The sequence below is a fragment of the Vreelandella sp. GE22 genome, from assembly GCF_968212445.1.
The window spans coordinates 719,010-745,742 of record NZ_OZ309110.1; the positions used below are offsets into that span (position 1 = coordinate 719,010).

General features: G+C 57.5%; 25 protein-coding genes. 15 read left to right on the forward strand and 10 right to left on the reverse strand.

What is annotated here, in order from left to right; all coding sequences use genetic code 11:
* Window positions 1-46: 46 nt before the first annotated feature.
* Both ACWHRL_RS03470 and ACWHRL_RS03475 read right to left on the reverse strand, forming a co-directional pair.
* Window positions 47-736 carry an AroM family protein gene (locus tag ACWHRL_RS03470; protein WP_447895239.1) on the reverse strand — a complete coding sequence of 230 codons (690 nt, stop codon included), beginning with the start codon at window positions 734-736 and terminating at the stop codon, window positions 47-49.
* On the reverse strand, window positions 733-1,674 hold the full coding sequence (locus ACWHRL_RS03475) for a DUF1177 domain-containing protein (RefSeq protein ID WP_447895240.1): 942 nt from the start codon (window positions 1,672-1,674) through the stop codon (window positions 733-735). Before ACWHRL_RS03475 ends, ACWHRL_RS03470 begins: the two co-directional genes overlap by 4 nt.
* Window positions 1,675-1,769: 95 nt before the next feature.
* Here ACWHRL_RS03475 and ACWHRL_RS03480 point away from each other — a divergent pair, with 95 nt between their 5' ends.
* From ACWHRL_RS03480 to guaA, 3 genes are all read left to right on the forward strand, one after another.
* Window positions 1,770-2,687, forward strand: coding sequence for a LysR family transcriptional regulator (locus ACWHRL_RS03480; RefSeq protein ID WP_447895241.1), 918 nt, complete (start codon window positions 1,770-1,772; stop codon window positions 2,685-2,687).
* 194 nt (window positions 2,688-2,881) lie between these two features.
* Window positions 2,882-4,351: an IMP dehydrogenase gene (guaB, locus tag ACWHRL_RS03485; RefSeq protein WP_447895242.1), complete on the forward strand. Its 1,470-nt coding sequence runs from the start codon at window positions 2,882-2,884 to the stop codon at window positions 4,349-4,351.
* Between the two features lie 117 nt (window positions 4,352-4,468).
* Window positions 4,469-6,046 carry a glutamine-hydrolyzing GMP synthase gene (guaA, locus tag ACWHRL_RS03490; RefSeq protein WP_447895243.1) on the forward strand — a complete coding sequence of 526 codons (1,578 nt, stop codon included), beginning with the start codon at window positions 4,469-4,471 and terminating at the stop codon, window positions 6,044-6,046.
* A 43-nt stretch (window positions 6,047-6,089) separates the two neighbouring features.
* On the opposite strand, the gene ACWHRL_RS03495 is transcribed toward guaA, so the two are convergent.
* The 5 genes from ACWHRL_RS03495 to ACWHRL_RS03515 all read right to left on the reverse strand — a co-directional run bounded on the left by ACWHRL_RS03495 (window position 6,090) and on the right by ACWHRL_RS03515 (window position 10,634).
* Window positions 6,090-6,752, reverse strand: coding sequence for a hypothetical protein (locus ACWHRL_RS03495; protein ID WP_447895244.1), 663 nt, complete (start codon window positions 6,750-6,752; stop codon window positions 6,090-6,092).
* Window positions 6,749-8,077 (reverse strand): AAA family ATPase, encoded by a 1,329-nt coding sequence (locus tag ACWHRL_RS03500; RefSeq protein ID WP_447895245.1) that lies wholly within the window; start codon window positions 8,075-8,077, stop codon window positions 6,749-6,751. Before ACWHRL_RS03500 ends, ACWHRL_RS03495 begins: the two co-directional genes overlap by 4 nt.
* Window positions 8,078-8,758: 681 nt before the next feature.
* On the reverse strand, window positions 8,759-9,649 hold the full coding sequence (locus ACWHRL_RS03505) for a pseudouridine synthase (protein WP_447895246.1): 891 nt from the start codon (window positions 9,647-9,649) through the stop codon (window positions 8,759-8,761).
* Between the two features lie 210 nt (window positions 9,650-9,859).
* On the reverse strand, window positions 9,860-10,117 hold the full coding sequence (locus ACWHRL_RS03510; RefSeq protein ID WP_447895247.1) for a helix-turn-helix transcriptional regulator: 258 nt from the start codon (window positions 10,115-10,117) through the stop codon (window positions 9,860-9,862).
* A 208-nt stretch (window positions 10,118-10,325) separates the two neighbouring features.
* A complete protein-coding gene (locus ACWHRL_RS03515) occupies window positions 10,326-10,634 on the reverse strand; it encodes a hypothetical protein (RefSeq protein WP_447895248.1) in 309 nt (102 codons plus the stop codon).
* A 327-nt stretch (window positions 10,635-10,961) separates the two neighbouring features.
* Here ACWHRL_RS03515 and ACWHRL_RS03520 point away from each other — a divergent pair, with 327 nt between their 5' ends.
* The 3 genes from ACWHRL_RS03520 (at window position 10,962) to ACWHRL_RS03530 (ending at window position 14,125) form a co-directional block, all read left to right on the forward strand.
* Window positions 10,962-12,095 (forward strand): Fic family protein, encoded by a 1,134-nt coding sequence (locus ACWHRL_RS03520; RefSeq protein WP_447895249.1) that lies wholly within the window; start codon window positions 10,962-10,964, stop codon window positions 12,093-12,095.
* A gap of 192 nt (window positions 12,096-12,287) precedes the next feature.
* Window positions 12,288-13,106, forward strand: coding sequence for a type IV toxin-antitoxin system AbiEi family antitoxin domain-containing protein (locus ACWHRL_RS03525; RefSeq protein WP_447895250.1), 819 nt, complete (start codon window positions 12,288-12,290; stop codon window positions 13,104-13,106).
* Between the two features lie 68 nt (window positions 13,107-13,174).
* Window positions 13,175-14,125 carry a DUF808 domain-containing protein gene (locus tag ACWHRL_RS03530; RefSeq protein ID WP_447895251.1) on the forward strand — a complete coding sequence of 317 codons (951 nt, stop codon included), beginning with the start codon at window positions 13,175-13,177 and terminating at the stop codon, window positions 14,123-14,125.
* 164 nt (window positions 14,126-14,289) lie between these two features.
* On the opposite strand, the gene ACWHRL_RS03535 is transcribed toward ACWHRL_RS03530, so the two are convergent.
* Window positions 14,290-14,664 carry a GFA family protein gene (locus ACWHRL_RS03535; RefSeq protein ID WP_447527902.1) on the reverse strand — a complete coding sequence of 125 codons (375 nt, stop codon included), beginning with the start codon at window positions 14,662-14,664 and terminating at the stop codon, window positions 14,290-14,292.
* 550 nt (window positions 14,665-15,214) lie between these two features.
* On the opposite strand from ACWHRL_RS03535, the gene ACWHRL_RS03540 reads away from it, so the two are divergent.
* From ACWHRL_RS03540 to ACWHRL_RS03580, 9 genes are all read left to right on the forward strand, one after another.
* Window positions 15,215-16,225 carry a TRAP transporter substrate-binding protein gene (locus ACWHRL_RS03540; RefSeq protein WP_447895252.1) on the forward strand — a complete coding sequence of 337 codons (1,011 nt, stop codon included), beginning with the start codon at window positions 15,215-15,217 and terminating at the stop codon, window positions 16,223-16,225.
* 73 nt (window positions 16,226-16,298) lie between these two features.
* Window positions 16,299-16,802, forward strand: coding sequence for a TRAP transporter small permease (locus ACWHRL_RS03545; protein ID WP_447895253.1), 504 nt, complete (start codon window positions 16,299-16,301; stop codon window positions 16,800-16,802).
* 4 nt (window positions 16,803-16,806) lie between these two features.
* The gene (locus ACWHRL_RS03550) at window positions 16,807-18,087 is read left to right on the forward strand and encodes a TRAP transporter large permease (protein ID WP_447895254.1); all 1,281 of its coding nucleotides are present in this window, start codon (window positions 16,807-16,809) and stop codon (window positions 18,085-18,087) included.
* Window positions 18,088-18,111: 24 nt separating this feature from the next.
* The gene (ggt, locus tag ACWHRL_RS03555) at window positions 18,112-19,719 is read left to right on the forward strand and encodes a gamma-glutamyltransferase (RefSeq protein ID WP_447895255.1); all 1,608 of its coding nucleotides are present in this window, start codon (window positions 18,112-18,114) and stop codon (window positions 19,717-19,719) included.
* Between the two features lie 57 nt (window positions 19,720-19,776).
* Entirely contained in the window at window positions 19,777-20,451 is a 675-nt protein-coding gene (locus ACWHRL_RS03560; RefSeq protein ID WP_447527907.1) for a TetR family transcriptional regulator, read from the forward strand.
* Between the two features lie 193 nt (window positions 20,452-20,644).
* On the forward strand, window positions 20,645-21,979 hold the full coding sequence (locus ACWHRL_RS03565) for an alpha/beta hydrolase family protein (RefSeq protein WP_447895256.1): 1,335 nt from the start codon (window positions 20,645-20,647) through the stop codon (window positions 21,977-21,979).
* 237 nt (window positions 21,980-22,216) lie between these two features.
* Entirely contained in the window at window positions 22,217-23,407 is a 1,191-nt protein-coding gene (locus ACWHRL_RS03570; protein ID WP_447895257.1) for a GGDEF domain-containing protein, read from the forward strand.
* A 284-nt stretch (window positions 23,408-23,691) separates the two neighbouring features.
* Window positions 23,692-24,840, forward strand: a complete 1,149-nt coding sequence (locus ACWHRL_RS03575; RefSeq protein WP_447895258.1) for a GGDEF domain-containing protein — start codon at window positions 23,692-23,694, stop codon at window positions 24,838-24,840.
* A 10-nt stretch (window positions 24,841-24,850) separates the two neighbouring features.
* A complete protein-coding gene (locus ACWHRL_RS03580) occupies window positions 24,851-25,642 on the forward strand; it encodes a PhzF family phenazine biosynthesis protein (RefSeq protein ID WP_447895259.1) in 792 nt (263 codons plus the stop codon).
* A 79-nt stretch (window positions 25,643-25,721) separates the two neighbouring features.
* On the opposite strand, the gene ACWHRL_RS03585 is transcribed toward ACWHRL_RS03580, so the two are convergent.
* Complete coding sequence (locus tag ACWHRL_RS03585; protein WP_447895261.1) at window positions 25,722-26,018, reverse strand: DUF1330 domain-containing protein; 297 nt, start codon at window positions 26,016-26,018, stop codon at window positions 25,722-25,724.
* A 26-nt stretch (window positions 26,019-26,044) separates the two neighbouring features.
* Window positions 26,045-26,722, reverse strand: a complete 678-nt coding sequence (locus tag ACWHRL_RS03590; protein ID WP_447895262.1) for a type 1 glutamine amidotransferase domain-containing protein — start codon at window positions 26,720-26,722, stop codon at window positions 26,045-26,047.
* Window positions 26,723-26,733 lie beyond the last annotated feature (11 nt).

A 26,733-nucleotide genomic window follows, 5' to 3' on the forward strand; every position in this document is an offset into this window, starting at 1 on the left:
TGTTCCCGTGTCGATGTCGTGTTTTTTTATGTAGCGAAGGTGTCGGCTAGCTCAAGAGCAGATTGGCGGCGCTGAAGACCAGCTGGCGCGGTGTCAGCGTGCGATGGCCGGAGAGTTTTGCGATGCGCGTGCGCTGGGCCAGGGTGTACCCCATGCAGTCAAGGTAGAGTGCCTCGCCTTTCAGCAAGGCGGCCTCCCGAGCAGCGCGTTCAAGTTCCTGTGTTTCGCCGTAGGGCGACGCGCTGAGCATCTCGATCTCGAAGCCCGCTTCTTCCCACCGCGCCTGGGCGTAGGCCATCTGGCGCGGCTCCGGGGTCATCACCAGCAGCTTGCCCCTGGGAAAAAGCGCTTGAAGGCCGTGGCGGACCAAGCGCTTGGGCGAGAGCACGGGCACGGGGAGTTCGCGGTAGTCGGGCAACTCGCCGGTGCACAGCACGACGATGGCATCGACCCGCTCGTCCTCGGCCATCGCGCGGATCGCTGTGTCCAGCAGGGGCTCCAGGTCCTGTTCGGCGATGGTGACCTGGCGGCCGTCGCGCATGCGCGAGACGAGTACCTGCGCCTCTTCAGGAACGGGGTAGCGGTGTTCGATCTCTTCCAAAGACCACTCATCCAGAGCGCCCCGCTCGATCACCTCGACGTTCGCGGCGAGTAGCGCCGCGAGGTCGTCATGAAGATCCGTGCGCGGCGCCTGGCCGATTGTCACGATGCCCAGCCGCGGGGTGGTCGTGCTCATGATCGAGCGCCCCCTTGCTGAAAGTGAGTCTGCTCGCCGTAAAGCGCGATGAGCCGGTCGAACTCCTCGGCATCGAAGAACTGGCAGATACCGGCGGTGAAGTCTTTGGCGACCTCGACGGCGAAGCGCGCGGCCTGTTCGATATCGACTTCATGGCTTGCGCCGGTAGCGCAACCAGCAACGGCGGTTTCGGCCGACAGCGCCAGGCCGATCACCGGCGCCTGGGTGGCCACCGCAGGCTGGAGGATGCTGTTCAGATGATGCAGGCCGTTGCCGTAGGGCGTGATGTCTTGCTGAGTCAGCGCGAAAATATCGGGCAAGCGGCCGGTCACCCGGGAGAAGACATCCATCAGGTCTTCGCTGGTGCGCAGGATGTAGCCCTGCTTGACCGTCGGCGACATGGCCACGCCGCGCACGTTGATCACGCGATTGCCCTTGGTGGTATCGATCGAGACGATGGCGTCCATCGCGGTGTCGATCTCGTGCTCCCAGGTATCCTCGAAGCTGATCGGCGAATCCATGAACGGCACCGGGTGGTGCTCGCGGGTGGGGGCATCCGGGCAGATATGCGTGGTGATGATCACATCGCCGGCTAATTGGTCACCGTTGGCTGCCATGCCGATCAGCTTGGCCGCGGCGGCCAGGGCCGCCAGTGCGCCGTCGCCGTCGGAAACGAAGCCGGTAATGTCCGGGCGGGCGCCAATGCCGCCCAGGCGGCCGATCACCCCAAGCGTGGGGGCCTCTTTGCCCGCCTGCTTACCGCTGTGGCCGGCCACGGTGATATGCAAAAAATCGCTCGCGCCTTTCTCGGACTCCACCCGCGTGACGCGAATACTCTCCGGCGCCGCGCCGCAGGCGATTAGATGCTCTTTGACCCGCTCCCCGGAAGCGCTGGGGGTATCCAGAATTTCGTGAAGATCGATCACTTGCTTAAGCATGGGCGCTGCCTCGGTAGAGTATTGAACGTAAGTAGATTACGCTTAAGAATTGATTGTATAAATTTGAATAAAAGATGGATTGATTGGTATTGCCAATGAATAACGTGACCGCCCGCCAACTCGAAGCCATCATCGCCGTGGCCGATTTGGGTAGCTTCACCGAAGCCGCTGAAAAGCTTCACATGTCTCAGCCATCGCTCAGCCAGCTGGTGCGTCAGCTCGAGGAGATGCTGGGCGTACGCTTGTTCGAGCGCACCACGCGACACGTGAGTTTGTCCGCCGCCGGGCGAGAGTTCTTGCCAGTAGCCGAGCGGGTGCTCTCAAGGTTGGATCGTGGCCTGCAAAGCATGCGCGCCTTCGCCAAAGGTCAGCAGGGCCAAATCAGTTTCGCCGCACTTTTGACGGTGGGAGGCAGCCTGGTACCAGCAGCCATGGCGGAGTTTCAAAAGCGCTACCCGCAAATAGGCACGGAGTACCTGGAGGAGAGCGACGAGCCGATTTATCAACAGGTGATGGCCGGCGACGTCGATTTCGGCGTGAGTGTGGCCCCCACCCATTCCGAGGAGGTCAATTTCCATCCGATCTACAAGGATTATCTTTATTTCGTCTGCGCGCCGGACCACCCGTTGGCCGGGGAGGAGGAGGTGAGCTGGCATCAGATCGTCGAGTGGCCGTTCATCGCCATGAAAGCGCGCACCAGTATGCGGCGGCTCACCGAGCAGGGCTTTGCGATCACCGGTAAACCGATGGAGCCGGTGCAGGTGGCGGGGTATCAATCGACCATTCTGGGCATGGTCGCCAACAATATCGGCGTGAGTGCTTTGCCGTCTTCGCTCAAGCTGATGTTTCGCCGGGAGGACGTTTGCCTCATACCCATTCGCGAAAGGCTTTACCGCGACATCGGCGTGCTCACCTCTCGCCGCCAAGAACTAACTCCCGCCGCGCAAGGCTTTATCGAAGTATTGATGGAGCTGGTCGAAGCGAACCGCTCGCTGCTGCCAAGCCCGGAATGACCAGGCCAGGTGTCGAAAAGCGCTCAGGGAACGCGCCCTGAAAGTAGAGCACCGTGGCAAAATCGGGGCGCTATAGCCAAGCGCTATTCACCCGGATACAGCCACCACATTGATGGCGAGGCCCTCGAAACGCTATAATGGTCGATTAACTTTACCACGCCCCATCTTCCCACTTTCCATTGGGTGTTGCCGCTATGCTACGTATGGCCCAAGAAGCGCTTACGTTCGATGACGTACTCCTCGTTCCTGGCTTCTCCGACGTTCTTCCCAAGGATGTCAGCCTCAAAACCCGCCTGACCCGCAATATCACGCTCAATATTCCGCTCGTCTCCGCCGCCATGGACACGGTGACCGAAGCGCGTTTGGCGATTGCGATGGCCCAGGAAGGCGGCATTGGCATCATTCACAAGAACATGACCATGACCCAGCAGGCCGCCGAGGTACGCAAGGTCAAAAAGCATGAAAGCGTGATCGTGAAAGACCCGGTCACCGTGAGCCCCAAGGCGAAGCTCGAAGACCTGCTGGCCATGGCCCGCGAGTACGGCTTCTCCGGCTTCCCGGTGGTCGAAGGCGAAACCCTGGTGGGTATCGTGACCGAGCGGGATATGCGCTTTCAGCCCAACGTGGGCGACAGCGTTGCCGACATCATGACCCCGCGCGAGCGCCTGGTCACTGTCGCCGAAGGCACTGATCTCGAAGCCAGCAAGGCCAAGATGCGCGAGCACCGCATCGAGAAAATGCTGATCGTCGACGATGCCTTCCACCTGCGCGGCCTGGTGACCTTCCAGGATATCGAAAAAGCCCGCACCTACCCGAACGCCGCGAAAGACACCGACGGCCGCCTGCTGGTGGGTGCTGCCGTAGGCACCGGCCCGGAAACCGGCGACCGCATCACGGCACTTGCCGAAGCGGGTGTCGACGTAGTGATCGTCGATACCGCCCACGGCCACTCCCAAGGCGTGATCGACCGTATCCGCTGGGTGAAGCAGCACTTCCCGGACATTCAAGTGGTGGGTGGTAACATCGCCACCGCCGAAGCCGCCAAGGCGCTGGCCGAAGCAGGTGCAGACGGCGTGAAAGTGGGCATTGGCCCGGGTTCTATCTGCACCACGCGTATCGTCGCCGGTGTGGGCGTGCCGCAGATCACCGCGGTTTCCAACGTGGCTGCTGCGCTCAAGGAGTACGGCGTTCCCTTGATTGCCGACGGCGGCGTGCGCTTCTCTGGCGACCTGGCCAAGGCGATTGCCGCTGGTGCCAGTGCGGTCATGGTCGGTGGCCTGCTGGCCGGTACCGAAGAAGCGCCGGGCGAGGTCGAGCTCTACCAGGGCCGGACCTACAAGGCGTACCGCGGCATGGGCTCCATGGGGGCGATGTCGCAAAGCCAGGGCAGTGCGGACCGTTACTTCCAGGACAAGAGCGCGGGCGCCGAGAAGCTGGTGCCGGAAGGCATCGAAGGCCGAGTGCCTTACAAGGGCCTGATGAGCGCCATCGTTCACCAGATGATGGGCGGGCTTCGCGCCTCCATGGGCTACACCGGCTGCCACGACATCGAAGAGATGCGCACCAAGCCGGAGTTCGTACAGATCACCGGCGCCGGCTTCAACGAATCCCACGTTCACGACGTGCAGATTACCAAGGAAGCCCCCAACTACCGGGTGGGCTAACCGGCACGTGAGTTAAACGGCGGCGGGCTCTGGCCCGTCGCTTGCTTTTTATAGCCCTTGTTAGAGCCCCTGTAAAAGCCTTAGCGGCCGCGCCTACACTGCTTGAGAGATACCGCCATGACAGACATTCACGCCCACAAGATTCTGATTCTCGACTTCGGCTCCCAGTACACCCAGCTGATCGCCCGCCGGGTTCGCGAAATCGGCGTTTACTCGGAAGTTCGCGCCTTCGACATCACCGAAGAGGAGATTCGCGAGTACAACCCCAACGGCATAATACTCGCCGGTGGGCCGGAATCGGTCACCGAGCTCGAGTCCCCGCGGGCGCCGCAATCCGTGTTCGAGATGGGCCTGCCGGTTTTTGGCATCTGCTACGGCATGCAAACCATGGCCGAGCAGCTCGGCGGCAAGGTGCAGGGTTCCAATAAAAGCGAGTTCGGCTACGCCCAGATCAGCATCGACGCGGACAATGCCCTGTTCAACGGCATCAAGGACCACGTGGACACCGAAACCGGCAAGGGCCTGCTGGACGTATGGATGAGCCACGGCGACAAGGTGGCCGAAGCGCCCGCCGAGTTCACTGTGACCGCCTCTACGCCGAGCTGCCCGATTGCCGCCATGGTGTGGGAAGAGAAGCAGTTTTACGGCGTGCAGTTCCACCCGGAAGTGACCCACACCCTGCAAGGCCAGCGGATGCTCGAGCACTTCGTGCTGGATATCTGCAAATCCGAAAAGCGCTGGACCCCGGCGCAGATCATCGAAGACCAGGTCGAGCGCGTACGCGAGCAAGTGGGCGACCGCCACGTGCTGCTGGGCCTCTCCGGCGGCGTGGACTCGTCCGTGGTCGCGGCACTTCTCCACAAGGCGATTGGCGACCAGCTCACCTGCGTATTTGTGGATAACGGCCTGCTGCGCAAGGCAGAAGGCGACCAGGTGATGGAAACCTTCGCCAACCACATGGGCGTGAAGGTGATCCGCGTCGACGCCGAAGACCTGTTCCTGGATAAGCTGAAAGGCGAAAACGACCCGGAAGCCAAGCGCAAAATCATCGGCAACACCTTCATCGACGTATTCGATGAAGAAGCCAGCAAGATCGACGGCGTGGATTTCCTCGCCCAGGGCACCATCTACCCGGACGTGATTGAATCCGCCGCTTCCAAAACCGGCAAGTCCCACGTGATCAAATCCCACCACAACGTTGGGGGGCTTCCGGAAACCATGAAGCTCAAGCTGGTCGAGCCGCTGCGCGAGCTGTTCAAGGACGAAGTGCGCAAACTCGGCCTCGAGCTGGGCCTTCCGTATGACATGGTGTACCGCCACCCCTTCCCGGGACCGGGCCTGGGCGTGCGTATCCTCGGCGAAGTGAAGAAAGAGTACGCCGACATTCTGCGGGAAGCCGACGCCATCTTCATCGAAGAACTGCGCGCCTCCGGCTGGTACGAAAAAACCAGCCAAGCGTTTGCGGTGTTCCTGCCGGTCAAATCCGTCGGCGTGGTCGGCGACGGCCGCCGCTACGAATGGGTCATCGCGCTACGCGCAGTAGAAACCATCGACTTCATGACCGCCCGCTGGGCGCACCTGCCGTACGAGCTGCTGGAGAAGGTGTCCAACCGGGTGATCAATGAGTTGGAAGGGGTTTCGCGGGTGACTTATGATGTCAGTAGTAAGCCGCCTGCTACTATTGAGTGGGAATGAAGTTAATTAAACTTACCAAAACCCGCTAAGGCGGGTTTTGGTATTAAACATTTGGATGACCTAATTCTTTTAAAGCCATTGTGACGTTTACATAAAAGCTTTTAAAGCTCGGAACCTCTAGTAATAAATCGACACTTTGTTCTTGGGCTATTCTTTCAAATGGCCACCGTTTTGAGTTTTTACGCGTTTTTCTTGTACTAAGTTCATTCAAAAAATCTTGAATAGGTATTTTTGGGTCAGTTATACTTTCTACATCTTTAGGGTTTTTAGGTAGTTTGCTAAGTTTTTTATCATTAGATAAGCCAAAAACTGTTCTAATTGCTGATCGATCAGCAAGAGTCCAAGCCTCTGTTTCTCTATTAGGTGTTACTACAATACATCGATTTTTTGGGAACGCACATGTTTCCTCAATTTTTTCACAAAGTGAACATGTGCGATCACTTATTTTGCTGGCAAGTTTTCTGCCACCTGTATCCCCATGAATAAAGAATAATGTGAAAGATTCGCTGCCAGCACATATTTGCACAGCTAAATCATCAAAGTTGTCTCTTGGTATACCAAATTCGTGCACAGGATAATCAGGAATGGTAGATATAGGTCCGTCTGAGCCTGCTAGTATATGCTCAATAGTCTTAGGTATTATAACATTGAAGTACTGTAAGTCAGTTGGCCCTTCAACGTAAACACTCCATGGAATATATGTCACGCTGAGCCTCCACCAGATCGTAGTAATTTTTCGATTTCAAATCTAGTTAAATGATGCTCCGGGTTAAATAAATCGTTTTGATTTATAATATCTCTTCTCATTCGAGTTAATTTTTGTGTAATCCCTTTTTCTGTTTGATTTACAACATCTGCTGCAATTATTTCATCATCACTTAATTGAGCCATAACCACTGGCGAATGAGTGTTTATTATTATTTGAAGACAATCTTCGAGGTTGAATTCAGATGCTTCTCTAAGGGTTTCTATTAAAGCAGAAATTCTACCCTCATGAACACCATTTTCTGGTTCCTCAAAACATAGTAATCCGCTTCTTTTAGGGTCAAATAAGAAAGTAATTAACGCAAGAAGACGTAACGTGCCATCAGATATCACTCTGGAACTGAAGTTTTCGCCATCAGACATTTGAATTTCAAAGGAATACTCTTTTTTATCTGTAGAAGTTATGCTGACGACTCGACGTACAGAAGGTATAAGTCTAGAAAGGCCTTGAGAAATTTCATTCAAAGCTCCGTCAGGAATGTCCTCCTCTGATGTTTCATCTTTTATTCTTGCTAATACAGCTGATAAATTAGAGGCATCAGAAAGCATTGTTTGCTCTTCAAAACGATCATTTTCCCTTCTTGCACTTCTAGCATTTATTTCTAAAAAATTCACACCTGATAAGAAGTTTTTTACAGCTAATAAATGTGGAAAGTCTACATTGGAAATCGTAGATATTGCTGATTTAGATGCATCTCTGGCGGGAATAATTCGTGGTTTGCCGCTTTTCCCATCCTGCCTCATCTTAAAAATAGGCTCTTTGTTTTCATTTTCTTCTGTAGTTAAGAAATCTCCAATGTTGCCACCATAATTGATGCTTGGTGCTATGTTTTTAACAAAATTAGATTTGTCTTCTGATTTTTTGATTCTTAAGCATTGCTCGTGGGAAACAAATATCCCTAGAAAGCCATCACCTTCTTTGTTACGCATTTCTAAACTTATTTCATATCGCAAACGACGAGCTTTAACTTCAAAGGTAACACCAAAAGGATCTACTCCTTCTGCCGGTAATAAAAGCTCAACAGCTAAAGTCATAGTGCTACAATAGCCTTCTGAAGTTTTTCTGAATAACTCTTCAGGTTCTCCTCTTGTACTAAAAAAAGATGATCTAACATCAGAGTGTACTAAATTAGATATTAGCTGAATTGCATCGAATAGATTTGATTTTCCACTGGCATTCGTGCCGACTATGGCAGAGAAAGGAGTGAAGTCTATGGAAAAATCTTTAAAAGATTTAAAACCATCTATCTCAATCCGTGTAATCATTTGTTTTTCTCAAATTGAATTTAATGTTTAGAGTGCGATTTAATAGGTTTAATTTTAATTCATTTTTATCGTTATTGCAATATTGGTGTTTTTAAAAAATTATTTTTTAAGTTTGGTTGTTTAAAAAATCCTTCGTTATATGTCTTGATTAAAGAGTTTTAATATATTGAAAGATTGCGTAATAAAGAATTCGGTGGATTAATTTTATTATTCGACGGGTTTGTTTATACATGTTGAGTCCCGTGTGATCAATACACTTTGGCCTCCAGCGGCTGCTAGCCGCTGAACAGGAAAAGAGGCGCGCTTACAAATCACGGTGGTGTAGTTAAACATTACCAACACGCTGTCTGCAGCCAGAAGAACCAAGTTTAATCTTGGCGCCATCAGTAAGTAATGTTCTATTGACAGTAGTGTCGGATGATCGGCATACCAAGCTGATCGATCGCTGTATCCGTTACCACAACGAAGAGAGGCCACGTCAGTCTCTGGACTATGTGGCCTCCCGAGCACATCCGGCATTAGCCGCGTAGGGTGTACAGAACCCTAGGGGCATTACACTATCTTCATCGACCATTGCCAAAATCTATTGGTGATGCAAAGTACGCAATAGCCGCGATGGAAGTGGTGGTCCTGCTCAAGACGCGCTTTGTGGAGAAAAGGATAGGGAGTGATAACTCCGCACTATTTAAGCTTCAGATTGCCATAGTATTCAATGCATCTAGGCTCATTGGTCACGGGATCAGTGAACGCGAAGCCCTTGGAGAGCAACTGCAAGGGGCGCGTGACGTCATCCGGCGAGAGCGGCTGCAGCACTGGGTAGTAGCGGTCATTCAAAATCGGCCAGCCGAGTGACTGCATGTGCAGGCGCAGCTGGTGGCGGCGCCCGCTGACGGGGTGTAATTCGAACAGCGCCTGCGTGTCGGTTTGCTGCACGCAGCGGATCACCGAGTGGCTGTTGGCGTCGCCCTCACCAATCCGCATGCGAAAGCGCTGCTCGCTTGGCTCGATGCGATTCTTTACGTCCCACTCTCGACCCACCCATGACGTATCGCCGTCTACCTCGGCGATGGCCTGATAGGTCTTGTGAATCTGTCGTGACTTGAACAGCTGGTGGTACAGCGCGCGGGTGTCGGGATTCAGCGAGCACAGTACCAGTCCTGCCGTTACTCGATCCAGACGATGCACCGGCTGCAGCGCCTCGACCCCCGTGCTTTTACGCAGCCGCTGTTGCAGGCACTCGTTTACGTAGCGCCCGCCGGGCGTGACGGGCAGAAAGTGCGGTTTGTAGGCCACCAGAATGTGCTCATCTCGATAGACGATATGCTCGGCGAAGGGAATGCTCGGCTCGCTGGCTACTTCTCGATAATAGAACACGCGAAGATGGGGCTTGAAGAATGAGGCCGGCGTAATCCAAGTGCCGTCATCGCGATGCACCTTGCCGGTGGCCATACGCTCACGCCATGTCGCCTCGTCGATGGCCGGAAACTTGAGCAGCAGGTACTCAAGCACCGTCGACACACCGGGATTGACCTGAGGCAGGCTCAGCTTCGAAGGGCGTTGGGAAATGGACATGAGATGCATCACAGGTTGGGAAGGCGATAGCTAAAAAGTGGTGAGAAAACCTCACCCTCCAGGCGGTCGCGCTAGTGTAATCGAGAGAGGTCTTCGTGTCGGGCGAGACATGTCTCTTCTGTCAGCCTGGTTGTCTGGTTGGCGCTATCGCCTTCGTGAACTGGCTGTGAGAGCGGTAGGGAAGGCGAGAGGCTTACCGCCAGTATGGCGTCACGCGCCATGGCGACCGTCCCCTTTTCTTTTCACCACCACTTCGAGCCCCATCAGGTCCAACACATCCAGCACCTTTTGCAGCTGCAGGGTGGGTTTGCCCCGTTCAAGGTCGACGATAAAGCGGTTGCCGGTGCCTGCAAGGCCGGCCAGGTCCATCTGTAACAAGCCTTGTTCAGTGCGGAGTTTACGGATCAACTGGCCCAGCTCTTCGCTTTGGCGAATGGTCGTGGGGGAAGGGGCGTTATCGATTGGCATAGGGAGCCTGCTTGTGATTACCGTTCGGTAATAATAGGCGCGGTTTTGGTACGTAGCAATCACATAATTACCGTTCGGTAACTTTTACGCCTATAAAGCGAAAAGCGGCTTTTTAATTACCGTTCGGTAACTTTTATGCGCGACTGAATCACGATACTGGAACGTAACCGCTGTACTGCTTAAAAGATCAGAAACAGCTGCCAGGGGCTCAGTAAGAAACGCTCTCGCAGTTGTCCTGATACAGCGGGTCATCGGTGCCAAGCGCTAGCCGCTTGGTGGCGCTGTTGTAGTAGAAGCGACCGGGATCAAAGCCTGAAAGCGCGTAGTCGCCACACACGCCATAGCCCTTGTTGACGCGCTCCAAGTCAGAGATGTCGGCCGGTGCTTGGCTTTCAAGGCGTTCGGATATCGTCGCGGCGATGTGAGCATCGCGCTGGGCCTCGGAATAGGCCTGACTGCCGAATATCAGGCCCGCCACGACAAAAATAGCGACGACGGGAATCCATAGGTTGTGCATAGCGTGTCCAGTAAGAAGGTATGAAAGCGTATCGATTCGGCCGAGAAATTATTTAGCAGGATAATAACTTTTTGTGCAGCCCATTTCATTGATTGGCGAGGGGCTTGTTGTCACATAGGCGCGCGAGAACCTGACGACACTCAACGGCTCTGCGAGAATGAAGGCTTTAGGGTAGCTCTTCTCAGCTTGCAGGGCGGTTTACCTAGTGTCGATGCGGAAAGACGGCCGCAGGCCGCCAACTTTGGCTTTGCCATCGATTAGCGTTTGAGCCGAATAAACGCCATAATCGGCTCATAATTTGATTCGAATAAGCGTGGTAATCGGCTCATGCATATATGGGAGCAACGCAACTGGCCTTTATTCGAGTGGGATGAGCCCACTTTGCGCCCCCTGCTGAATACCATAAGGCTGTTGCAAGGCCGTGTGGTCGGTCGAACGGATGCGACACCCGAACACACGGATCTAAACGTGGAAATGGATGCGCTCATTCAGAACGCTATTCGCACCAGCGAGATCGAAGGGGAGCGGTTGGACGTGGGGTCCGTGCGCTCATCGGTGGCTCGCCATTTGGGGTTAGAGCAGGCGGGCGTTACTCACCGAACCACGCCGGAATCTGAAGCGCTGATCGAGCTGCTGCTTCAATCGACCCATCAGCCCGATGATCCCCTCTCCCTGAAGCAGCTATGCCACTGGCAGTCTTTGCTCTTTGTGCAGCGTCCTGGTCTGATAAGCGAGGTACGCGTTAATGAGCTGCGCGGCGATCATCCCATGCAGGTCGTTTCGGGTCGGATAGATCGTCCGAAGGTACATTTTGAGGCGCCACCGCGTGCTCAGTTGGAAGCGGAACTCGAGGCGTTCCTTGAGTGGTTCAATCATCCACCGGAAGGGCTCGATCCTTTGGTGCGTGCCGGTATCGCCCACCTTTGGCTGATTACACTGCATCCGTTTGATGATGGTAACGGCCGCGTTACGCGTGCAGTGACCGATCGAGCGCTGGCCCAGGCTGAGCGGCAGTCCGTGCGCTTTTATTCACTGAGCGCGGCAATCATGGCCCGGCGCGAGGCCTACTACGATCATCTTGAACGTACTCAGAAGGGCGGGCTGGATATCACACCCTGGCTTGCGTGGTTTCTGGATACACTCAAAGAGGCACTCGAACAGGCACTATTGCGTATTGACCGGGTGCTGCTGAAAACGCATTTCTGGCAGCGCCATGCCACCACGGTATTAAGCGCGCGGCAGATCAAGATACTCAATCGGTTACTGGATAACGCGGGGGAAGAGTTCGCACAAGGTATCAATGCGCGCAAGTACCAGGCACTGGCTAAGGTGAGTAAGGCGACCGCCACGCGAGATATGACCGAGTTGGTGGAAAAGGGCTGCTTTTACAAGCTGCCCGGGGGCGGGCGTAGTACGCGTTATGCGGTGTTACTTGGGCGAACTGTGGAGGGCTCTTTGTAGTGGCGATCTTTGCTGTTTAAGGGTGATCGTTACTGAAAGGGGGGATTAAGCAAGTAGCTACCTCATACTATGACCACAAGGCACTTCAAGGATTTGTTTATTAAATGCCTTATAAAGTCACTCTGAGTGACTTTTTTTGTTTGTTAAACTCGGCCCATTGTGTCGGTTTATAGAAAGTTTATTTTAGTCATTATGAGTGATCAAAATGATGGAAAATTAAACCGCCTGTTGACTGGACTAAACGATACCGGCGTGGTTTCCAGCCGGTGGCTAAGAGCGCATGGCTATTACAGTAGCTTGTTGGCCCGCTATGTCGCTAGTGGTTGGCTGGTCTCCCCGGCGCGTGGTGTGTACATGCGTAAAGGAGGCTCTTTGAAATGGGAAGGGGTGGTGCGCACGGTGCAAGAGACGGAGGGTTTGTCACTGCATATAGGTGGGCGCTTTGCGCTGGCTTGGCTTGGGCATGAGCACTACCTACGGTTGGGCGAAGCCGCCGTTATCACACTCTTCGGGCCGGATCGCTTACCAGGGTGGGTATGGAAATTGCCGTTGGTGGAGCGGATCGGCTACTGCGGCAAGGGACCTTTTGATCTACCCGATATTCCGCTTACTGATGAGACAACAGATCAGGCGTTGCTGAACCTTGGGCTGGAACGGCGTGAAGCGATGCCGAGCGGTGTGCTGGTGTGTTCGACACCGGAACGAGCCATGCTGGAGATGTGTGATGAGGTGTCTGATGCGGGTGGGGTCTACGAAGTGGATGCATTAATGCAGGCCATGGCCACCCTACGCCCTCAGCGGCTTGAAATGCTGTTGCGCCATTGCCACAGCATCAAGGCTAAGCGTCTGTTTCTCGCGCTGGCCGAGCGTCATGGGCACGCCTGGTTTTCGCACCTATCGATAGAGGGGGTGAATCTCGGCCGTGGGAAGCGTTCGCTGGTTCCAGGTGGCCGCCTGCATCCCACGTATCACATTGTCCTGCCGGGAGACCTTGATGAGCAGCTGGGATAAAAGACGCGCTCCGCCCAAGTCGCTATGTGCTTTACTATCTACACCTGTTATTCACGGAGAAAACATCCATGGCCATAGGCGGCTTGATTGGATTGCTGGATGACATTGCCGCCCTGGCGAAGCTGGCTGCCGCGTCACTGGACGATGTAAGTGCAGCCGCTGGGCGGGCAACGGCGAAGGCGGCCGGGGTGGTGGTCGATGATACGGCGGTAACGCCGCAATATTTGCACGGGGTAACGGCAGAGCGTGAGCTTTCGATCGTGAAGCGGATCGCGCTGGGCTCCATTCGCAACAAGCTGATCATTATCCTGCCGGCGGCGCTGCTCCTGAATCACTTTTTGCCCGCGTTATTGCCGATCATCCTGATGGTGGGCGGCACCTACCTGGCCTTCGAGGGCGCGGAAAAGGTCTGGCACAAGCTCTCTGGCCAGCAGGACGATGACAAGCCAGCGGTCGAAAAGGGGCTGGAGGCCGAGAAAAAGATCGTGAGTGGTGCCGTTCGCACTGACCTGATTCTATCCGCTGAAATCATGGTGATCGCGCTGTCTACCGTTTCCCATCAGGGGTTTTGGTCTCAGCTGGTGAGTCTGATAGTGGTCGCGTTGGTCATCACCATTTTGGTGTATGGCGTGGTGGCGCTACTGGTCAGGATGGATGATATCGGCCTGAAACTCGCCAAGCGCAAGAGCCCCGGAATACAAACACTGGGCCGTAGCCTGGTGACGGCCATGCCCAAGGTGCTGGCGACCATCTCGGTGGTGGGTACCATCGCTATGCTCTGGGTGGGTGGGCATATTCTAATGGCCAACCTGGGGGCGGATGGCACGGGGTGGTTCAACGCGCCTTATGAGTGGGTTCACCATATAGAGCATGACATTGGCGAAGCAACCGGTGCCTTGGGCGGCCTGCTGGGCTGGAGCTTCAATACGCTGTGTTCTGCGCTCATTGGCTTTTTGGTGGGCTCGGTGGTAGTAGGAACGTTTCACCTCGTTCCCTTCAAGAAGGCACATTCGCCGTAGTGGCGGCCGCAACGGGCGTATCAGGCATCAAGAGCCTGATACCTTGAATCGGCTGTGCCAGGCTGCTTCGACGTCGTTTGCACTACAATCCACGCAGCTTCGGGTGGGTGATGGCCTGTGGTAAAGGCTATTTAAATCCAATATTTTATTGGTTAAAGCGCTTTTCAATCTTCCCGATCCCGCTCATAACGCGCCACCCCAGAAAAGCAGGGCAACCAATCCTCGCGGCGAATGTTCCAGAGCTCATAAATTGGCTGTAGCTGGCTGGGTTCATCAAGGGCGCCAAGGTGAATTTCGATTTCCTCTTCGCTGACTGACCAAACCGATGAGCCGCACACAGGGCAGAAGTAGCGCCCTTTGTAGCTGTGCGGTTCGCCTTCGATCGTGACGGCTTGCCTGGGGTAATCCGCCGCCGCATAGAAAAGCGCCCCGTGGTGTTTGCGGCAATCTATGCAGTGGCAGATGCCTACACTCAGCGGTTCGCCATTGGCTTTGAATCGCACCTTGCCGCACAAGCAGCCACCGGTTAGTTGCTTCATTCCTCACCCCCGCAAGACGTATTCACTCAAGGTAGACCGTTCTTTCAGCTTTGCTTTACGCCGTCATTTTAAGGTTGCCGGTAAGAGCGCTATTTGAGTTCGACTGCATCTAGTGAACCGGAAGTACACCTAAAGAGAAAAAGCTAAAGAAAAAGGTGTAAAGCATACGGCTACTACCCTGTGAGCTAAATACTGACTTCATTCGGCTCGTTTTTTGAGCCGAATAAGCGCTGTAATTGGCTCATCTCTAAATAGGTCGTACTGATAAGAGCAGCCTATAGCGCGTTTCGTCTGAGAAGGCTTCTTTCTCGACCACGGGCAATGTAGCAGCGCGGTGTCCAAGCGAGCACCTGCCCAATGTCGCACCACCTTTGGGCTTCAGGCACTTATGTGGTGCGACGAAGTGGCTTATGAAAGCGGTCAGACCCCCGAAATACAGTTATTTTGGATATGGCACAGTCCTTGCTAAGTACTGAGGTAAGTAAACAGTTACTTAACTCAATCAACTTGGAGCGCGACCTCCAGTGGCGCCTCGGCAAGGGATCACACCATGAAAACGCAACTCAAGAACGCCAAACTGAAAACACTCGCCTATAGCGTGGCATTGGGCGCTTTGACCTTCGCTGGCGTGGCAAATGCCAATACGCACATGAAGTTCCACCACGACCTGCCGGAAGATAGCGCCCAGCACCTGGCGGCGGAGCGCTTCAAGCAGGTCGTGGAGGAGCGTAGCGACGGTGAGATCACCGTGCAGCTCTTTCCCAACAACACGCTGGGTGACGATGTCGAGGTGACTCAGCAGATGCAGATGGGCGCGGTGGAGGCGGCCATCATCCCCACGGCCAAGCTGTCGGGATTCGTGCCCGCCATGCAGATCGTCGATCTGCCGTTTCTGTTCCCCTCGCCGGAGGTTGCCCACACCGTGCTGGATGGCCAGGCCGGGGACGATCTGCTCGCCACCACCGAGCAGGTGGGCCTGAAGGGCGTCACGTTCTGGGAGAGCGGGTTCAAGCAGTTCACCTGCAACCACGCCATCGAGGGCCCGGAAAGCTTTGAAGGCCAGAAGGTGCGCGTGATGCAAAGCCCGATCATCATGGAGCAGTTCAGCGCCATGGGCGCCAACCCGGTGCCCATCGCCTTCGGTGAAACCTACAACGCCCTGCAGCAGCGCGTGGTGGATTGCCAGGAGAACCCGCTGGTCTCGATTACCCAGATGCGGTTTTTCGAAGTGCAGTCGGATGTGGTCATCAGCAACCACGCGTATCTAGGCTACGCGTTCCTGTTCAGCCAGCGCTGGTTCGATGGCCTGAGCGAAGACGACCAGGCGCTGCTGACCGAGGTCGCCCGCGAAGCCACGACCTTCCAGCGTGAAGAGACCGCCCGCCGCGAAGAGGGCTACATCGCCACCATCGAAGAAAGCGGCACTAACGTCAGCTCCCTCGATGACGAGCAGCTGGCAGCGTTTCGCGAGGCGACTGCCTCGGTTCACGAGGCCTTCGCCAGCGAAATCGGTATGGATCTGATGGACGAGTTCCAGCAGGCGATCGCCAACGCCGAGTAATACGCCCGCCGCAAGAGGGCCGGTATTCCGCTGGCCCTCTTTTCTTTGAAGTGTTCCTCATTGGGAGTGCGCCATGCGCAAACTTGATGCTTGGCTGTCGCGCAGCGAGGAGGTCGTGATCGGCCTGCTGATTCTATCCGCCGCGCTCATTCTCTTTGCCAACGTAGTGGCCCGCTACGTGTTCAACGACGGGTTCTCCTGGGCGGAGGAGCTGGTGCGCTACCAGATCGTCTGGATGGTGCTGCTGGGCGCCAGTGTGGCCGCCCGCCAGGGTATTCACATCGGTATCGATATTCTGCGCCGTTTCAGCCCGCCGCCCATCGCCCGGGGGCTGGAGCTGCTTGTGCACGCGATCTCGATCGGCTTCTGCGCTTTTCTGGTGTTCTACGGCTTTCAGCTCACCGAGCAGACCCACCGGTTCGGCCAGGTCAGCTCAGCGCTTCAGGCGCCCATGTGGGTCGTGCAGTTGGCTATTCCCGTGGGCGCCTTACTGATGGGCATTCGCTTTACCCAGCACTTTTTCCGCGTCCTGCTCGGCCGCCGCCAAGCCGACACCCACCTCGATCAGATTGGATGAACCCATGGTTATCACGTTTCTAGTGCTGTTGGCGGTGTTGATGCTGGTGGGCGCGCCGATCTTCATCGCTCTGGCCGGCTCGGTCATGGCGGCGATGGGCAGCTTCAGCCACATTCCGCTGGCCATCGTCGTCGAGCGGCTGTTCGCGGGGCTGGACAAGTTTCCGCTCATGGCCATTCCGTTTTTCATCCTCACCGGCAGCTTGATGAGCGCCGGCGGGCTTTCGCAGCGCATCATCCGCTTCGCCAACCTGCTGGTGGGCCGCTTTACCGGCGGCATGGGGATGACGGCGGTGTCGTCGAGCATGTTCTTCGGCGCTATTTCCGGCTCCAGCCCGGCCACGGTGGTGGCGGTGGGCTCGCTGCTCTACCCGGCCATGCGCAAGGAGGGCTACTCCGGGCCGTTCTCGATCGGCGTGCTGGTCTCTTCCGGGTCGCTTGGCATCATCATTCCACCCTCGGTGGTCATGATCGTCTACGCGGCGGTCACCGGGGTGTCGGTCGGGGCGTTGTTCATGGCGGGGGTAGGGGCGGGGCTTTTATACGCCGCGTGCTTTCTGCCGTACTGCTGGTATCGCGCCAAGAAAGACGGCGTCGCGCCGATGGACCCGCCCAGCTGGCGCGAGGTGCTGGCCGGGCTGAAAGACGCCTCCTGGGGCCTGGGCGTGCCCGTCGTGGTGCTGGGCGGCATTTACCTGGGTATCTTTACGCCCACCGAGGCCGCCGCCGTGTCGGTGGTCTACGCATTGCTGGTCTCGGCGCTAATCTACCGCGAGAAAAGCCTCAAGGAACTGTTCCAGAGCATGATCGACGCGGCGACCACTACCGCCCAGGTAATGATCATTCTCTCGGCTGCCTCGGTGCTGGCCTGGTTTCTGACCAGTAACGGCCTGGCGACCACGCTTGCCAATACCATCCTGTCGCTCTCCGAGAACCCCTACCACATCTTCTTGCTGATCAACGTAACGGTGTTGATCGCCGGTATGTTTTTGGATGCCTCCTCGATCATGGTGATTCTCGCGCCGCTGTTCTACACGGTGGGCATGCGCATTGGTATCGACCCGGTTCATCTGGGGGCGGTGCTCACCGTGAACGGGGCGATCGGCATGTTCACGCCGCCCTTCGGGCTCAATCTGTTCGTGGCGGGCACGTTGGAAGGTGTGGATTACATGCAGACGGTGCGCGGGGCGCTGCCCTTCATCGGTATCGCGCTCGTTGCCTTGCTGCTGCTGACCTACATTCCGGCGGTTAGCATGTGGCTCCCCAATATGGTGTACGGCGGCTAAACGCCTGGAACAAGGATAATGACAGTGGCAACTTCCACGAAGACGGCCTCGGCCCTGGCGCACTCCCAGGAAGGCGTGGTGACCAGCCCGCACACCCTGGCAACTAGAGCCGGGCGCGAGGTACTGCGCCAGGGCGGCAACGCCGTCGAGGCGGCGATTACCATGGGCGCCTGCCTGGCGGTCACCTACCCGCACTTTACCGGCCTGGGCGGCGATGCCTTCATGATCATCGCCGACGCCCAGGGCGGGGTGCGCACGCTCTCTGGCATCGGCCAAGCGCCCAAGGCCAAGCTTGAACACGCTGGCGCGCTGCCCGCCCGGGGGCCAGGCTCGATGCTCACCACGGCGGCCACGGTGGATACCTGGGGGCAGGCCCAGGCGATATCGCGCCAACACTGTGGCGGCCAAATGAGCTGGCAGGCTTTGCTGGAACCCGCCATTGGGCTGGCCGAGGCGGGCTTCGAGGTCACGCCTTCGCAGCGCTTCTGGCTCGATTTCCGCCGTGACGAGATGGCGACGATGCCCGGTGTACAGGCGCTGTTCATGGCGAAGGGCAAAATGCCCGAGCAGGGCGATATTCTTCGCCAGCCGGAACTGGCCGCGTCGCTGCGCTCGATGGCCACGAACGGCTACCGGGATTTCTACGAAGGCGCGTTGGGGGCGAAGATAGCTGCCGGGCTTGCGGCGGCGGGTTCGCCACTGACGGCAAAGGACCTGGCGGCCACCCGGGCGCGGGTCGAGGCGCCGCTTTCGATGCCTTACCGGGGTGGCGAGCTGCTGGCGCATCGCCCGCCCACCCAGGGTATGACGACGCTGGAGATCATGGGTATTCTCGAGCGCTTCGACTTTACCGGCATCGAAGAGGGCAGTGCGGACTACTACCACCTGCTGGTCGAGGCGGTGAAGCGCGCCTTTCTGGATCGCAACGCTCACCTGGCCGACCCGGACTTTGCCTCAGTACCCGTCGATGAGCTGCTTTCGTCAGCGCACCTCGAAGCGCAGGCCGCCCATATTGAGACGGATAAAGCATTGGCGTGGCCGCACGAATATCAGCACGGCGATACGGTGTACCTGGCGGCTTCGGATCGTTTCGGTAACGCCGTCTCGATGCTGCAGACGATCTACTACGACTGGGGCAGCGGCGTCAGCGTGGGCGATACGGGCATTCTTTGGCACAACCGGGGGGCGGCGTTCAGCGCGGACCCAACGCACCCCAACGCGCTGGCGCCGGGCAAGCGCCCCTTTCATACTCTGAACCCGGGCATGTACCGCGTCGGTGGCAAGCCGCGCTTGCTGTACGGCACCCAAGGGGCGGACGGCCAGCCCCAAACCCTAGCGGCGGTGCTGACCCGCCTGATCGACTACGGCCTGGACCCGCTCACCGCGCTGAAAAAACCGCGCTTTCTATTAGGGCGCACTTTCTCCGACGGGCGTGATACGTTGAAACTGGAAGAGGACGCGGGAGAGGCGGTCTTTTCCGAGCTGACCCGGCGCGGCCATCAGGTGAGCCCGCTGCCCGCCCAGAGCGCGCTGGCCGGCCACCCCGGGGCGGTGGTCATCGACCCCGCCAAAGGCCTTTACGCCGCCCACGACCCGCGCAGCGACGGCATCGCGCTAGGCCTGTCGTTATAGATAGTTCGAGACGGTTCGAGACAGCAATAGACAACAACAGAGAACAAGGATGTCCCCATGAACGACCGCGAGGCGCTGGGCGAGGCACCGCCCGCCCGCCCCGAGAAACCCCGTCGTAACGCGGGTGAGACCCGCGAGCGCCTGATGCAGGCGGCCACGCAGGAGTTTTGCGAATGTGGTTTCGACGGCGCCCGGATGCAGCGCATCGTGCGCGCCGCGGCGTGCAACGTGCGAATGGCGTACCACTACTTCGGCGACAAGGAAGGTCTTTACCTGGCGGTGCTGGAGCGCGTCTACGAGGAGCTGCGGGCCAAGGAGAAAGCGCTCAACCTGGGCGGCCTGGAGCCGGTGGCGGGTATGCAGGCGCTGGTCGAGTTCACGTTTGACCACATGGCCGAGCACCCGGAGTTCACAAGCCTGGTGCGCAACGAGAACCTGCTGGGTGGGCGCATGCTGCGAAAATCCGCCACGGTGGTGCAGCAAACCACGCCGCTGGTGGGCATGATCCGCGATACTCTCGAACGCGGCGAGGCGGCCGGGGTGTTTCGTAGCGCCGTCGACCCCACCCAGCTCTACATCTCGATTCTTTCGCTGTCGATCATTCACATCAATCAGCGCGACACGCTATCGATCATCTTCGAGCAGGACCTGGCTGACGTGCAGTGGCTTTCTCAGCGTCGCACCCACGCGGTCGAGGTCATTCTCTCTTATCTTTGTGTCGATCTCGGGTGACTTCATGGCCCTGCTCCTGACCCGCTCCATCAAGCTTCAGAAAGCCAGTCGATGCATGAGACGGGCATGGAGCTGCGCCACCTTCAACTTCGGTAGCAGGGTAATCGTTTACCCGCGGTGGTAGGGTTGAGTGGGCTCGAGGCTTTGTGGCTCGGGCCACTCGATTAACCAAACCAGCGTTGAGGAGGCGTGTATGAAGGCGAATGGCAGGTGGGTAGCAGGCTCTATACTGCTGACGGTCATGGCGGCACCGGCGATGGCAGAAAACCGCATCGATACGGTGCGCCCGGATGCCCCGGAATTGGCGGCCTACGGTGAATACCCGGTGGGCGTGCGCGAGCTGACGCTGACCCACGAGGATCAGATCGATATCGCCAACGTGGCCGAGGACGCGACATCAACGGATGAGATGCCGCGCTACGACCGTCCGCTGCCGGTCGAAGTGTGGTACCCGGCAAGCGATGACGCCGAGGGGAGCACCACGCTCGAGGCGTACCTGCGCGATGGCAAGACGCGGGTCGAGCTCCAGGGCCAGGGGATGCGGGACGCGCCGCCGGCTCAAACGGATGCGCCGTACCCGCTGGTGATCGTATCCCACGGCTATCCGGGCAACCGCTTTTTGCTGTCCCCCCTTGCCGAGAACCTCGCCTCCAAGGGGTATGTGGTCGTCTCGATCGACCATACGGACACCACCTACAGCACCTTGAGCTCCTTCGCGTCGGCGCTGGTGAACCGCTCAAATGATCAGACGTTCGTGCTCGATGAGGTCGCCCGGCTCGGCCAAGCGCCGGAGAGCTTTCTGAACGGCCTGGTCGATGACGACCATACCGCGCTGGTCGGCTACTCCATGGGGGCTTACGGCACGCTGGTGTCCGCCGGGGTCGGGCTTACGGCGCAGGCGGTCGAGGCGGACGACGGCATGTGGCACGCACCCGCCGGCACCCTCGATCAGTACCGCTTCGATACCACGGCTTTTCAGGAGCGTTTCGACCCGCGCATCAAGACCGCCGTCGTGTTTGCCCCGGCCGGGTACTCCTCGGGCTTCTTCGATGAAGAAACGATGAAAGGGCTGAATGTGCCCACGCTCTTCGTGGGCGGCTCGAACGATGACACCGTCGGTTATGAAGAGGGCGTTTTACCGGCTTGGCAAAACGCAGAAGGCGTCGAGCGGGGCCTTTTGATCTTCGAAGGCGCCAACCACAATGTCGGCGCGCCGATGCCCGCACCAAAAGAGGCCTGGGTAGAGAGCGAGGCGGTGGGCTTCAACCTGGCCATGCACTACACCGATTTCGTTTGGGATAGCGTGCGGATGAACAACGTGTCGGCGCATTTCGTGACGGCCTGGCTTGGCCAGTACCTGAAAGACGAAGAGGCCATGTCGGCGTATCTGGACCTCGTACCGTCCTCCAACGACGGCGAATGGCGCATGGAAGAGGGCGAGCCGACCCCGGAGCACACCTACTGGACCGGGTTCCCGGAGCGCTCTGCTCAGGCGCTGCATTTTGATTTTCTGGAGGCCGAGCGGTAATTCAAGCCGGTAATGGCCATTGGCCCCTTGTTGGGGGCCAGAGTGTTTTCTTGATCGGCAAAGCCGTCGTCCGCTCTTTTGTAATCGACGTATCGGTGGGCAGAGAAGGCGACGGCGACACGCTCCAGGGGCATTGGATCGCGGGTTTTCGAGGGCGCTGATTGCGGCTAAGGCATTCGGTGGACGTGGCCCGTCGGGCGGGTTATTGTCTTCAAACGCTGCAATAAGGGCTGGCCAATGCTAATTGCGATAAAAAAGATGGGGTCATTGGGCGTGGAAGGAAACCCCGTCAGGGTTCGCCGGCAAATAGAGCTTTGTAACCAGCTTGGCCTGTTCGGCACGTTGGCCACCATCCCCTATCAACTGTTCTATATTGGCTACGATCTCGACTTCTATCGCGGCATTTTTGCGGCTAATCTGCTGTTCATGGTGGGCTACCTGTCGGTGTTACCGCTTAATCATTGCCGATACTATAGAAGCGCTAGAAAGTTGCTGGTCGTGAATGTGTGTATCCAGCTGTTCGTCGTGACGCTTTTCATTAGCGCTGAAGCCGGCGTGCACCTTTTTTACTTTTGTTTAGCGTCGATTCTGGTGTTTCTGTTCGAGCAGCTACGGGTAGGTACTTACCTGGTGCTGATGACCCTGGTCGGCGCGCTCTACATTGCCGCTCACTTCATGTTTCCACCGGCGGTGGCGCTCACGCCGGTGCCATCGCCCTGGGTCGATGTCATGTACGCCGCTAGCGTCGCGGGTGTGCTGTCTTTGCAGGCTGGGCTTTTGTATCTGCTGCTTCAGCAGATCGACAGTGCCGAAGATGAGCTGACGCACAAAAACGAGCATCTCGAGGCGCAGAGTAATACCGACCCTTTGACCGGGTTGGCGAACCGGCGGCTGCTCGATCGAACGCTCGAACGGGAGTGGTCGAGGCTGGCGTTTCAGGCGGGGGAGCTATCGCTGATCATGTGCGATGTCGATCACTTCAAAAGCTTCAACGATCGTTACGGCCACGGAGAGGGAGACGAGTGCCTGGAGCGGATCGCCGCGACACTCGAGCTTACGTTCGCCCGGCCGACGGACCTGGTGGCGCGCTATGGGGGTGAAGAGTTCGCCTGCGTGCTGCCCTTTACCGATGAGCAAGGTGCTCGTTATCTGGGCAACAAGATCGTCGAAGCGGTTCGAGACCTGAATATTTTAAACGCCGACACGCACGCTGGCCGGGTGACCATCAGCGTAGGCGTCTCTAGCGTCGCCCCGGCGTATCTCGAGGCCCGCTCAAAAAACGACAAACAACTGCTCAAATGCGCGGACCAGGCGCTTTACCAGGCCAAGGCCCAGGGCCGCGATCAGGTCGCGTTTTTGGCATGCTCGGCGGCCGAGCGCTCGCCCGAGCGGCCCAGGCCACCGAGTGAAAGACGCAGCACGACGTAATTTTTATCGGCGTCCTTTCTATCGACGTCCTTCCTATCGACGTACTCCTCATTATCGTTCATTTGCTCGGCTTGGTATCAAGAACCCCCGTGCCAGGCCGATAAAGTCTGATTGGGGGAGCGATTGCCGGTGTCGGACGGTCGTCGCTTCCCCGTTACCGTTGCCTCTCATTTTAAGTATTTATCCCCCCCGTTTTTTGAAAGCGTTTTACCGAGCCGCGCAAGCGCCGAACGCAACCAAAAAACCGTGAAGGGTCGTTTAACGCCGCAACGGAGCTTAAGCCCATGCTGGATGTAGTAATGAAGTGTTGGTCGCCGGGAGTGGCGGGCAATTCGACTCGGCTGCGCCGGCAGATAGAGCTTTGCAACCAGCTCTGTTTGTTCTGCATCGTGGCCACTTTGCCGTACCAACTCTTCTACATGCTTTACGATGTCGCCTTTTATCGTCCCATTTTGCTCATTAGCACGTTATTCGTCGTAATCTGCCTTGTCATCATGTTCCTTAACCACCGGCGACGGTATAACGCCGCCAGAAACACGTTGGTCGCCGTTCTGGCCGTATATCTGCTGCTCAAAACGTCCTTTTTAGGGGCCGACTCCGGGGTGCCTCTCTATTATTTCGCGCTGGCGGGCGTGCTGATATTTTTGTTTCCTCACTTTACCTGGCAAACCTACGGCGTGATGATGGGGGGCTGCGGCGCACTTTACGTGATCGCGCATTTCGTGTTCGCAAGCCGCTCGTTTACGCCGATACCCGCGCCTTGGACCGACATCATGTATGGGGTCAGCGTGACGTGCGTATTGGTGATGTTGGGCGTACTGCTTTATCTTTTTCGACATCAGATCGAGCAAGCCGAAGACGAGCTAACGCTGACCAATCAGGCGCTGCTAACGCTTAGCAGTACCGATCCACTGACCGGGCTTGCCAATCGGCGAGTAATGCACGAAACGCTCAAACGGGAGTGGCGAAGGCTGACGCGAAAACCTAACGCGCTCACCATCATCATGTGCGATGTGGACCATTTCAAGCAGTTCAACGACCACTACGGCCATAACGCCGGGGATGACTGCTTGCGGCGCATTGCCCGCGTATTGGAGGGTGCCGTGTCGCGCTCGTCCGATTTAGTCGCCCGCTTTGGCGGTGAAGAGTTCGTGTTTATCCTGCCGAACATCAACGAAAAGCATGCTCGCCATTTGGGCGAAAAACTGTGCAAGGCGGTACGTGCGCTCGATATCCCCAACGCGGGTACGTCTTCGGGGTGGGTGACGGTCAGCCTCGGGATCGCCAGCATTGACCCCGACAATTGCCCGATTCAGCGTACCAATACCGGGGAGGGGCTTTTGAATATGGCCGACAAGGCGCTTTATCGGGCGAAAGACAACGGCCGTAACCGGGTCGAGTTTTTGCCCTACCCACGCACTGACACACGCTAACGGAGAAAGAATGCAGATTGCGCTTTATCAGGTAGATGCCTTCGCCACAAAACCCTTCGAAGGCAACCCGGCGGCGGTATGCCCGCTGGATACGTGGCTCGACGACGGCGAGCTTCAAGCGATCGCCGCGGAGAACAACCTGTCCGAAACCGCCTTTTTTGTACCGCTGGAAGCGGGCTACCATCTGCGCTGGTTTACCCCCTCCGTCGAGGTGGATTTGTGCGGCCATGCGACCCTGGCCGCTGCCTGGGTGATTTTCAACGAGTTGGGCGATACGCGCGACGTGCTTCATTTTGAGACGCGCAGCGGCGTGCTGATCGTTCGCCGGGAAGGCCAGGCGCTTGCCATGGATTTTCCGGCCAAAACGCTTGCGCCTTTCAATGGTCATGATGAGGTGGTCGCTGCCCTTGGCGGTATCGAACTCGAAGCGCTTTTGATCGCCGATGATATCGTGGCGGTGGCGCGGGACGCGGCGGCGATCGAAACCCTCGAGCCGGACATGCAACTGCTGAAAAAGCTGCCCGGGCGGGGTCTGGCGGTCACCGGTCAAGGGGAGGAGGTGGACTTCATCTCCCGCTGGTTTGGCCCCAACGTCGGCGTGGAAGAAGACCCGGTCACGGGCTCGGCGCACACCGCGCTTGCGCCTTACTGGGCCGAACGGCTGGGTAAGCCCTTACTAACCGCCCGCCAGGGCGGCGCGAGAAAAGGCGAGCTTGGCTGCACCGTTCAAGGCGAACGCGTGGTGATCAAGGGCCAGGTAGCACCGTATTTGAAAGGCATGATCACCTTGGGTGAGCGTTAAGCGGCCATGTAAATACCTTCACAAGCCGGAAAGTAAAAAGGCCGTTCGCGGATGCGCGAACGGCCTTTTGCTTGGTTTTTTACGCCTCTTCGAGCCCATCGACGAGCAGCACCCGGTAGTCCGCGCCCTGAAAACGGTGCTTGCGCGCCGCCTGGTAGGCGGGGCTTTGGTACCAGGCGCGGGCGGCGTCCATATCCGGGAAGCGCAGAATCACCGCGCCTTCCATGTCGCTGCCTTCCATTACCTCGAAGTCACCGTAAAACGCCAGCGGCTCCGGGTCGTGGCCTTCGCGGGCGGCCTGGGCTTTCTCCGCATAGCGGGCCAGTTCATCGGCGTCGTGGGTGCGTTCACGGATCAGTACGACATAAGCGGACATTCGATTCTCCTGTTGTGAGCCGGCGCTTAGGAAAGCTTTTTCAAAAGCGCTTGAGCGGTGGCTTCAGAAGAGCCCGGGTTTTGGCCGGTGATCAGCAGGCCGTCTTCTACCACGTAGACGCCCCAGTCCTCGCCCTTGCTGTACTCACCGCCGTGCTGCTTGAGCATGTCTTCGACCAAAAACGGCACGACGTTGGTCAGGCCCACGGCGTCTTCTTCACTGTTGCTGAAACCGGTCACCTTACGGCCCGCCACGAGCGGCTTGCCGTCGCTGTCTTTAACGTGGCGCAGTACCCCCGGCGCGTGGCATACGGTGGCCACCGGCTTGTGGGCAGCCATGGCGTCTTCGATCAGCTTGATCGAGTCCGCGCTTTCAGCCAGGTCCCAAAGCGGGCCGTGGCCGCCGGGGTAGAACACGCCGTCGAACTGGGAAAGGTCGACATCGGCCAGTTTGTGCGTGTTGGCCAGCGCCTTTTGCGCTTCGTCGTCGGCCTCGAAGCGGTGGGTGGCGTCGGTTTGGGCATCCGGCACGTTGCTGTTGGGGTCGAGCGGCGGCTGGCCGCCGGCCGGGGAGGCCAGCGTCAGCGTCGCGCCGGCGTCCAGAAAGGTGTAATAGGGCGCCGCCAGCTCTTCCAGCCAGAAGCCGGTTTTGTTGCCGGTATCGCCAAGCTGGTCGTGCGAAGTCACTACCAAAAGAATATTCATCATTGAATCCT

Coding starts and splice junctions, on each gene's coding strand:
- ACWHRL_RS03470 (WP_447895239.1), bottom strand. CDS start 736: ATGAGCACGACCACCCCGCGGCTGGGCATCGTGACAATCGGCCAGGCG.
- ACWHRL_RS03475 (WP_447895240.1), bottom strand. CDS start 1,674: ATGCTTAAGCAAGTGATCGATCTTCACGAAATTCTGGATACCCCCAGC.
- ACWHRL_RS03480 (WP_447895241.1), top strand. CDS start 1,770: ATGAATAACGTGACCGCCCGCCAACTCGAAGCCATCATCGCCGTGGCC.
- guaB (WP_447895242.1), top strand. CDS start 2,882: ATGCTACGTATGGCCCAAGAAGCGCTTACGTTCGATGACGTACTCCTC.
- guaA (WP_447895243.1), top strand. CDS start 4,469: ATGACAGACATTCACGCCCACAAGATTCTGATTCTCGACTTCGGCTCC.
- ACWHRL_RS03500 (WP_447895245.1), bottom strand. CDS start 8,077: ATGATTACACGGATTGAGATAGATGGTTTTAAATCTTTTAAAGATTTT.
- ACWHRL_RS03505 (WP_447895246.1), bottom strand. CDS start 9,649: ATGTCCATTTCCCAACGCCCTTCGAAGCTGAGCCTGCCTCAGGTCAAT.
- ACWHRL_RS03510 (WP_447895247.1), bottom strand. CDS start 10,117: ATGCCAATCGATAACGCCCCTTCCCCCACGACCATTCGCCAAAGCGAA.
- ACWHRL_RS03515 (WP_447895248.1), bottom strand. CDS start 10,634: ATGCACAACCTATGGATTCCCGTCGTCGCTATTTTTGTCGTGGCGGGC.
- ACWHRL_RS03520 (WP_447895249.1), top strand. CDS start 10,962: ATGCATATATGGGAGCAACGCAACTGGCCTTTATTCGAGTGGGATGAG.
- ACWHRL_RS03525 (WP_447895250.1), top strand. CDS start 12,288: ATGAGTGATCAAAATGATGGAAAATTAAACCGCCTGTTGACTGGACTA.
- ACWHRL_RS03530 (WP_447895251.1), top strand. CDS start 13,175: ATGGCCATAGGCGGCTTGATTGGATTGCTGGATGACATTGCCGCCCTG.
- ACWHRL_RS03535 (WP_447527902.1), bottom strand. CDS start 14,664: ATGAAGCAACTAACCGGTGGCTGCTTGTGCGGCAAGGTGCGATTCAAA.
- ACWHRL_RS03540 (WP_447895252.1), top strand. CDS start 15,215: ATGAAAACGCAACTCAAGAACGCCAAACTGAAAACACTCGCCTATAGC.
- ACWHRL_RS03545 (WP_447895253.1), top strand. CDS start 16,299: ATGCGCAAACTTGATGCTTGGCTGTCGCGCAGCGAGGAGGTCGTGATC.
- ACWHRL_RS03550 (WP_447895254.1), top strand. CDS start 16,807: ATGGTTATCACGTTTCTAGTGCTGTTGGCGGTGTTGATGCTGGTGGGC.
- ACWHRL_RS03560 (WP_447527907.1), top strand. CDS start 19,777: ATGAACGACCGCGAGGCGCTGGGCGAGGCACCGCCCGCCCGCCCCGAG.
- ACWHRL_RS03565 (WP_447895256.1), top strand. CDS start 20,645: ATGAAGGCGAATGGCAGGTGGGTAGCAGGCTCTATACTGCTGACGGTC.
- ACWHRL_RS03570 (WP_447895257.1), top strand. CDS start 22,217: ATGCTAATTGCGATAAAAAAGATGGGGTCATTGGGCGTGGAAGGAAAC.
- ACWHRL_RS03575 (WP_447895258.1), top strand. CDS start 23,692: ATGCTGGATGTAGTAATGAAGTGTTGGTCGCCGGGAGTGGCGGGCAAT.
- ACWHRL_RS03580 (WP_447895259.1), top strand. CDS start 24,851: ATGCAGATTGCGCTTTATCAGGTAGATGCCTTCGCCACAAAACCCTTC.
- ACWHRL_RS03585 (WP_447895261.1), bottom strand. CDS start 26,018: ATGTCCGCTTATGTCGTACTGATCCGTGAACGCACCCACGACGCCGAT.
- ACWHRL_RS03590 (WP_447895262.1), bottom strand. CDS start 26,722: ATGAATATTCTTTTGGTAGTGACTTCGCACGACCAGCTTGGCGATACC.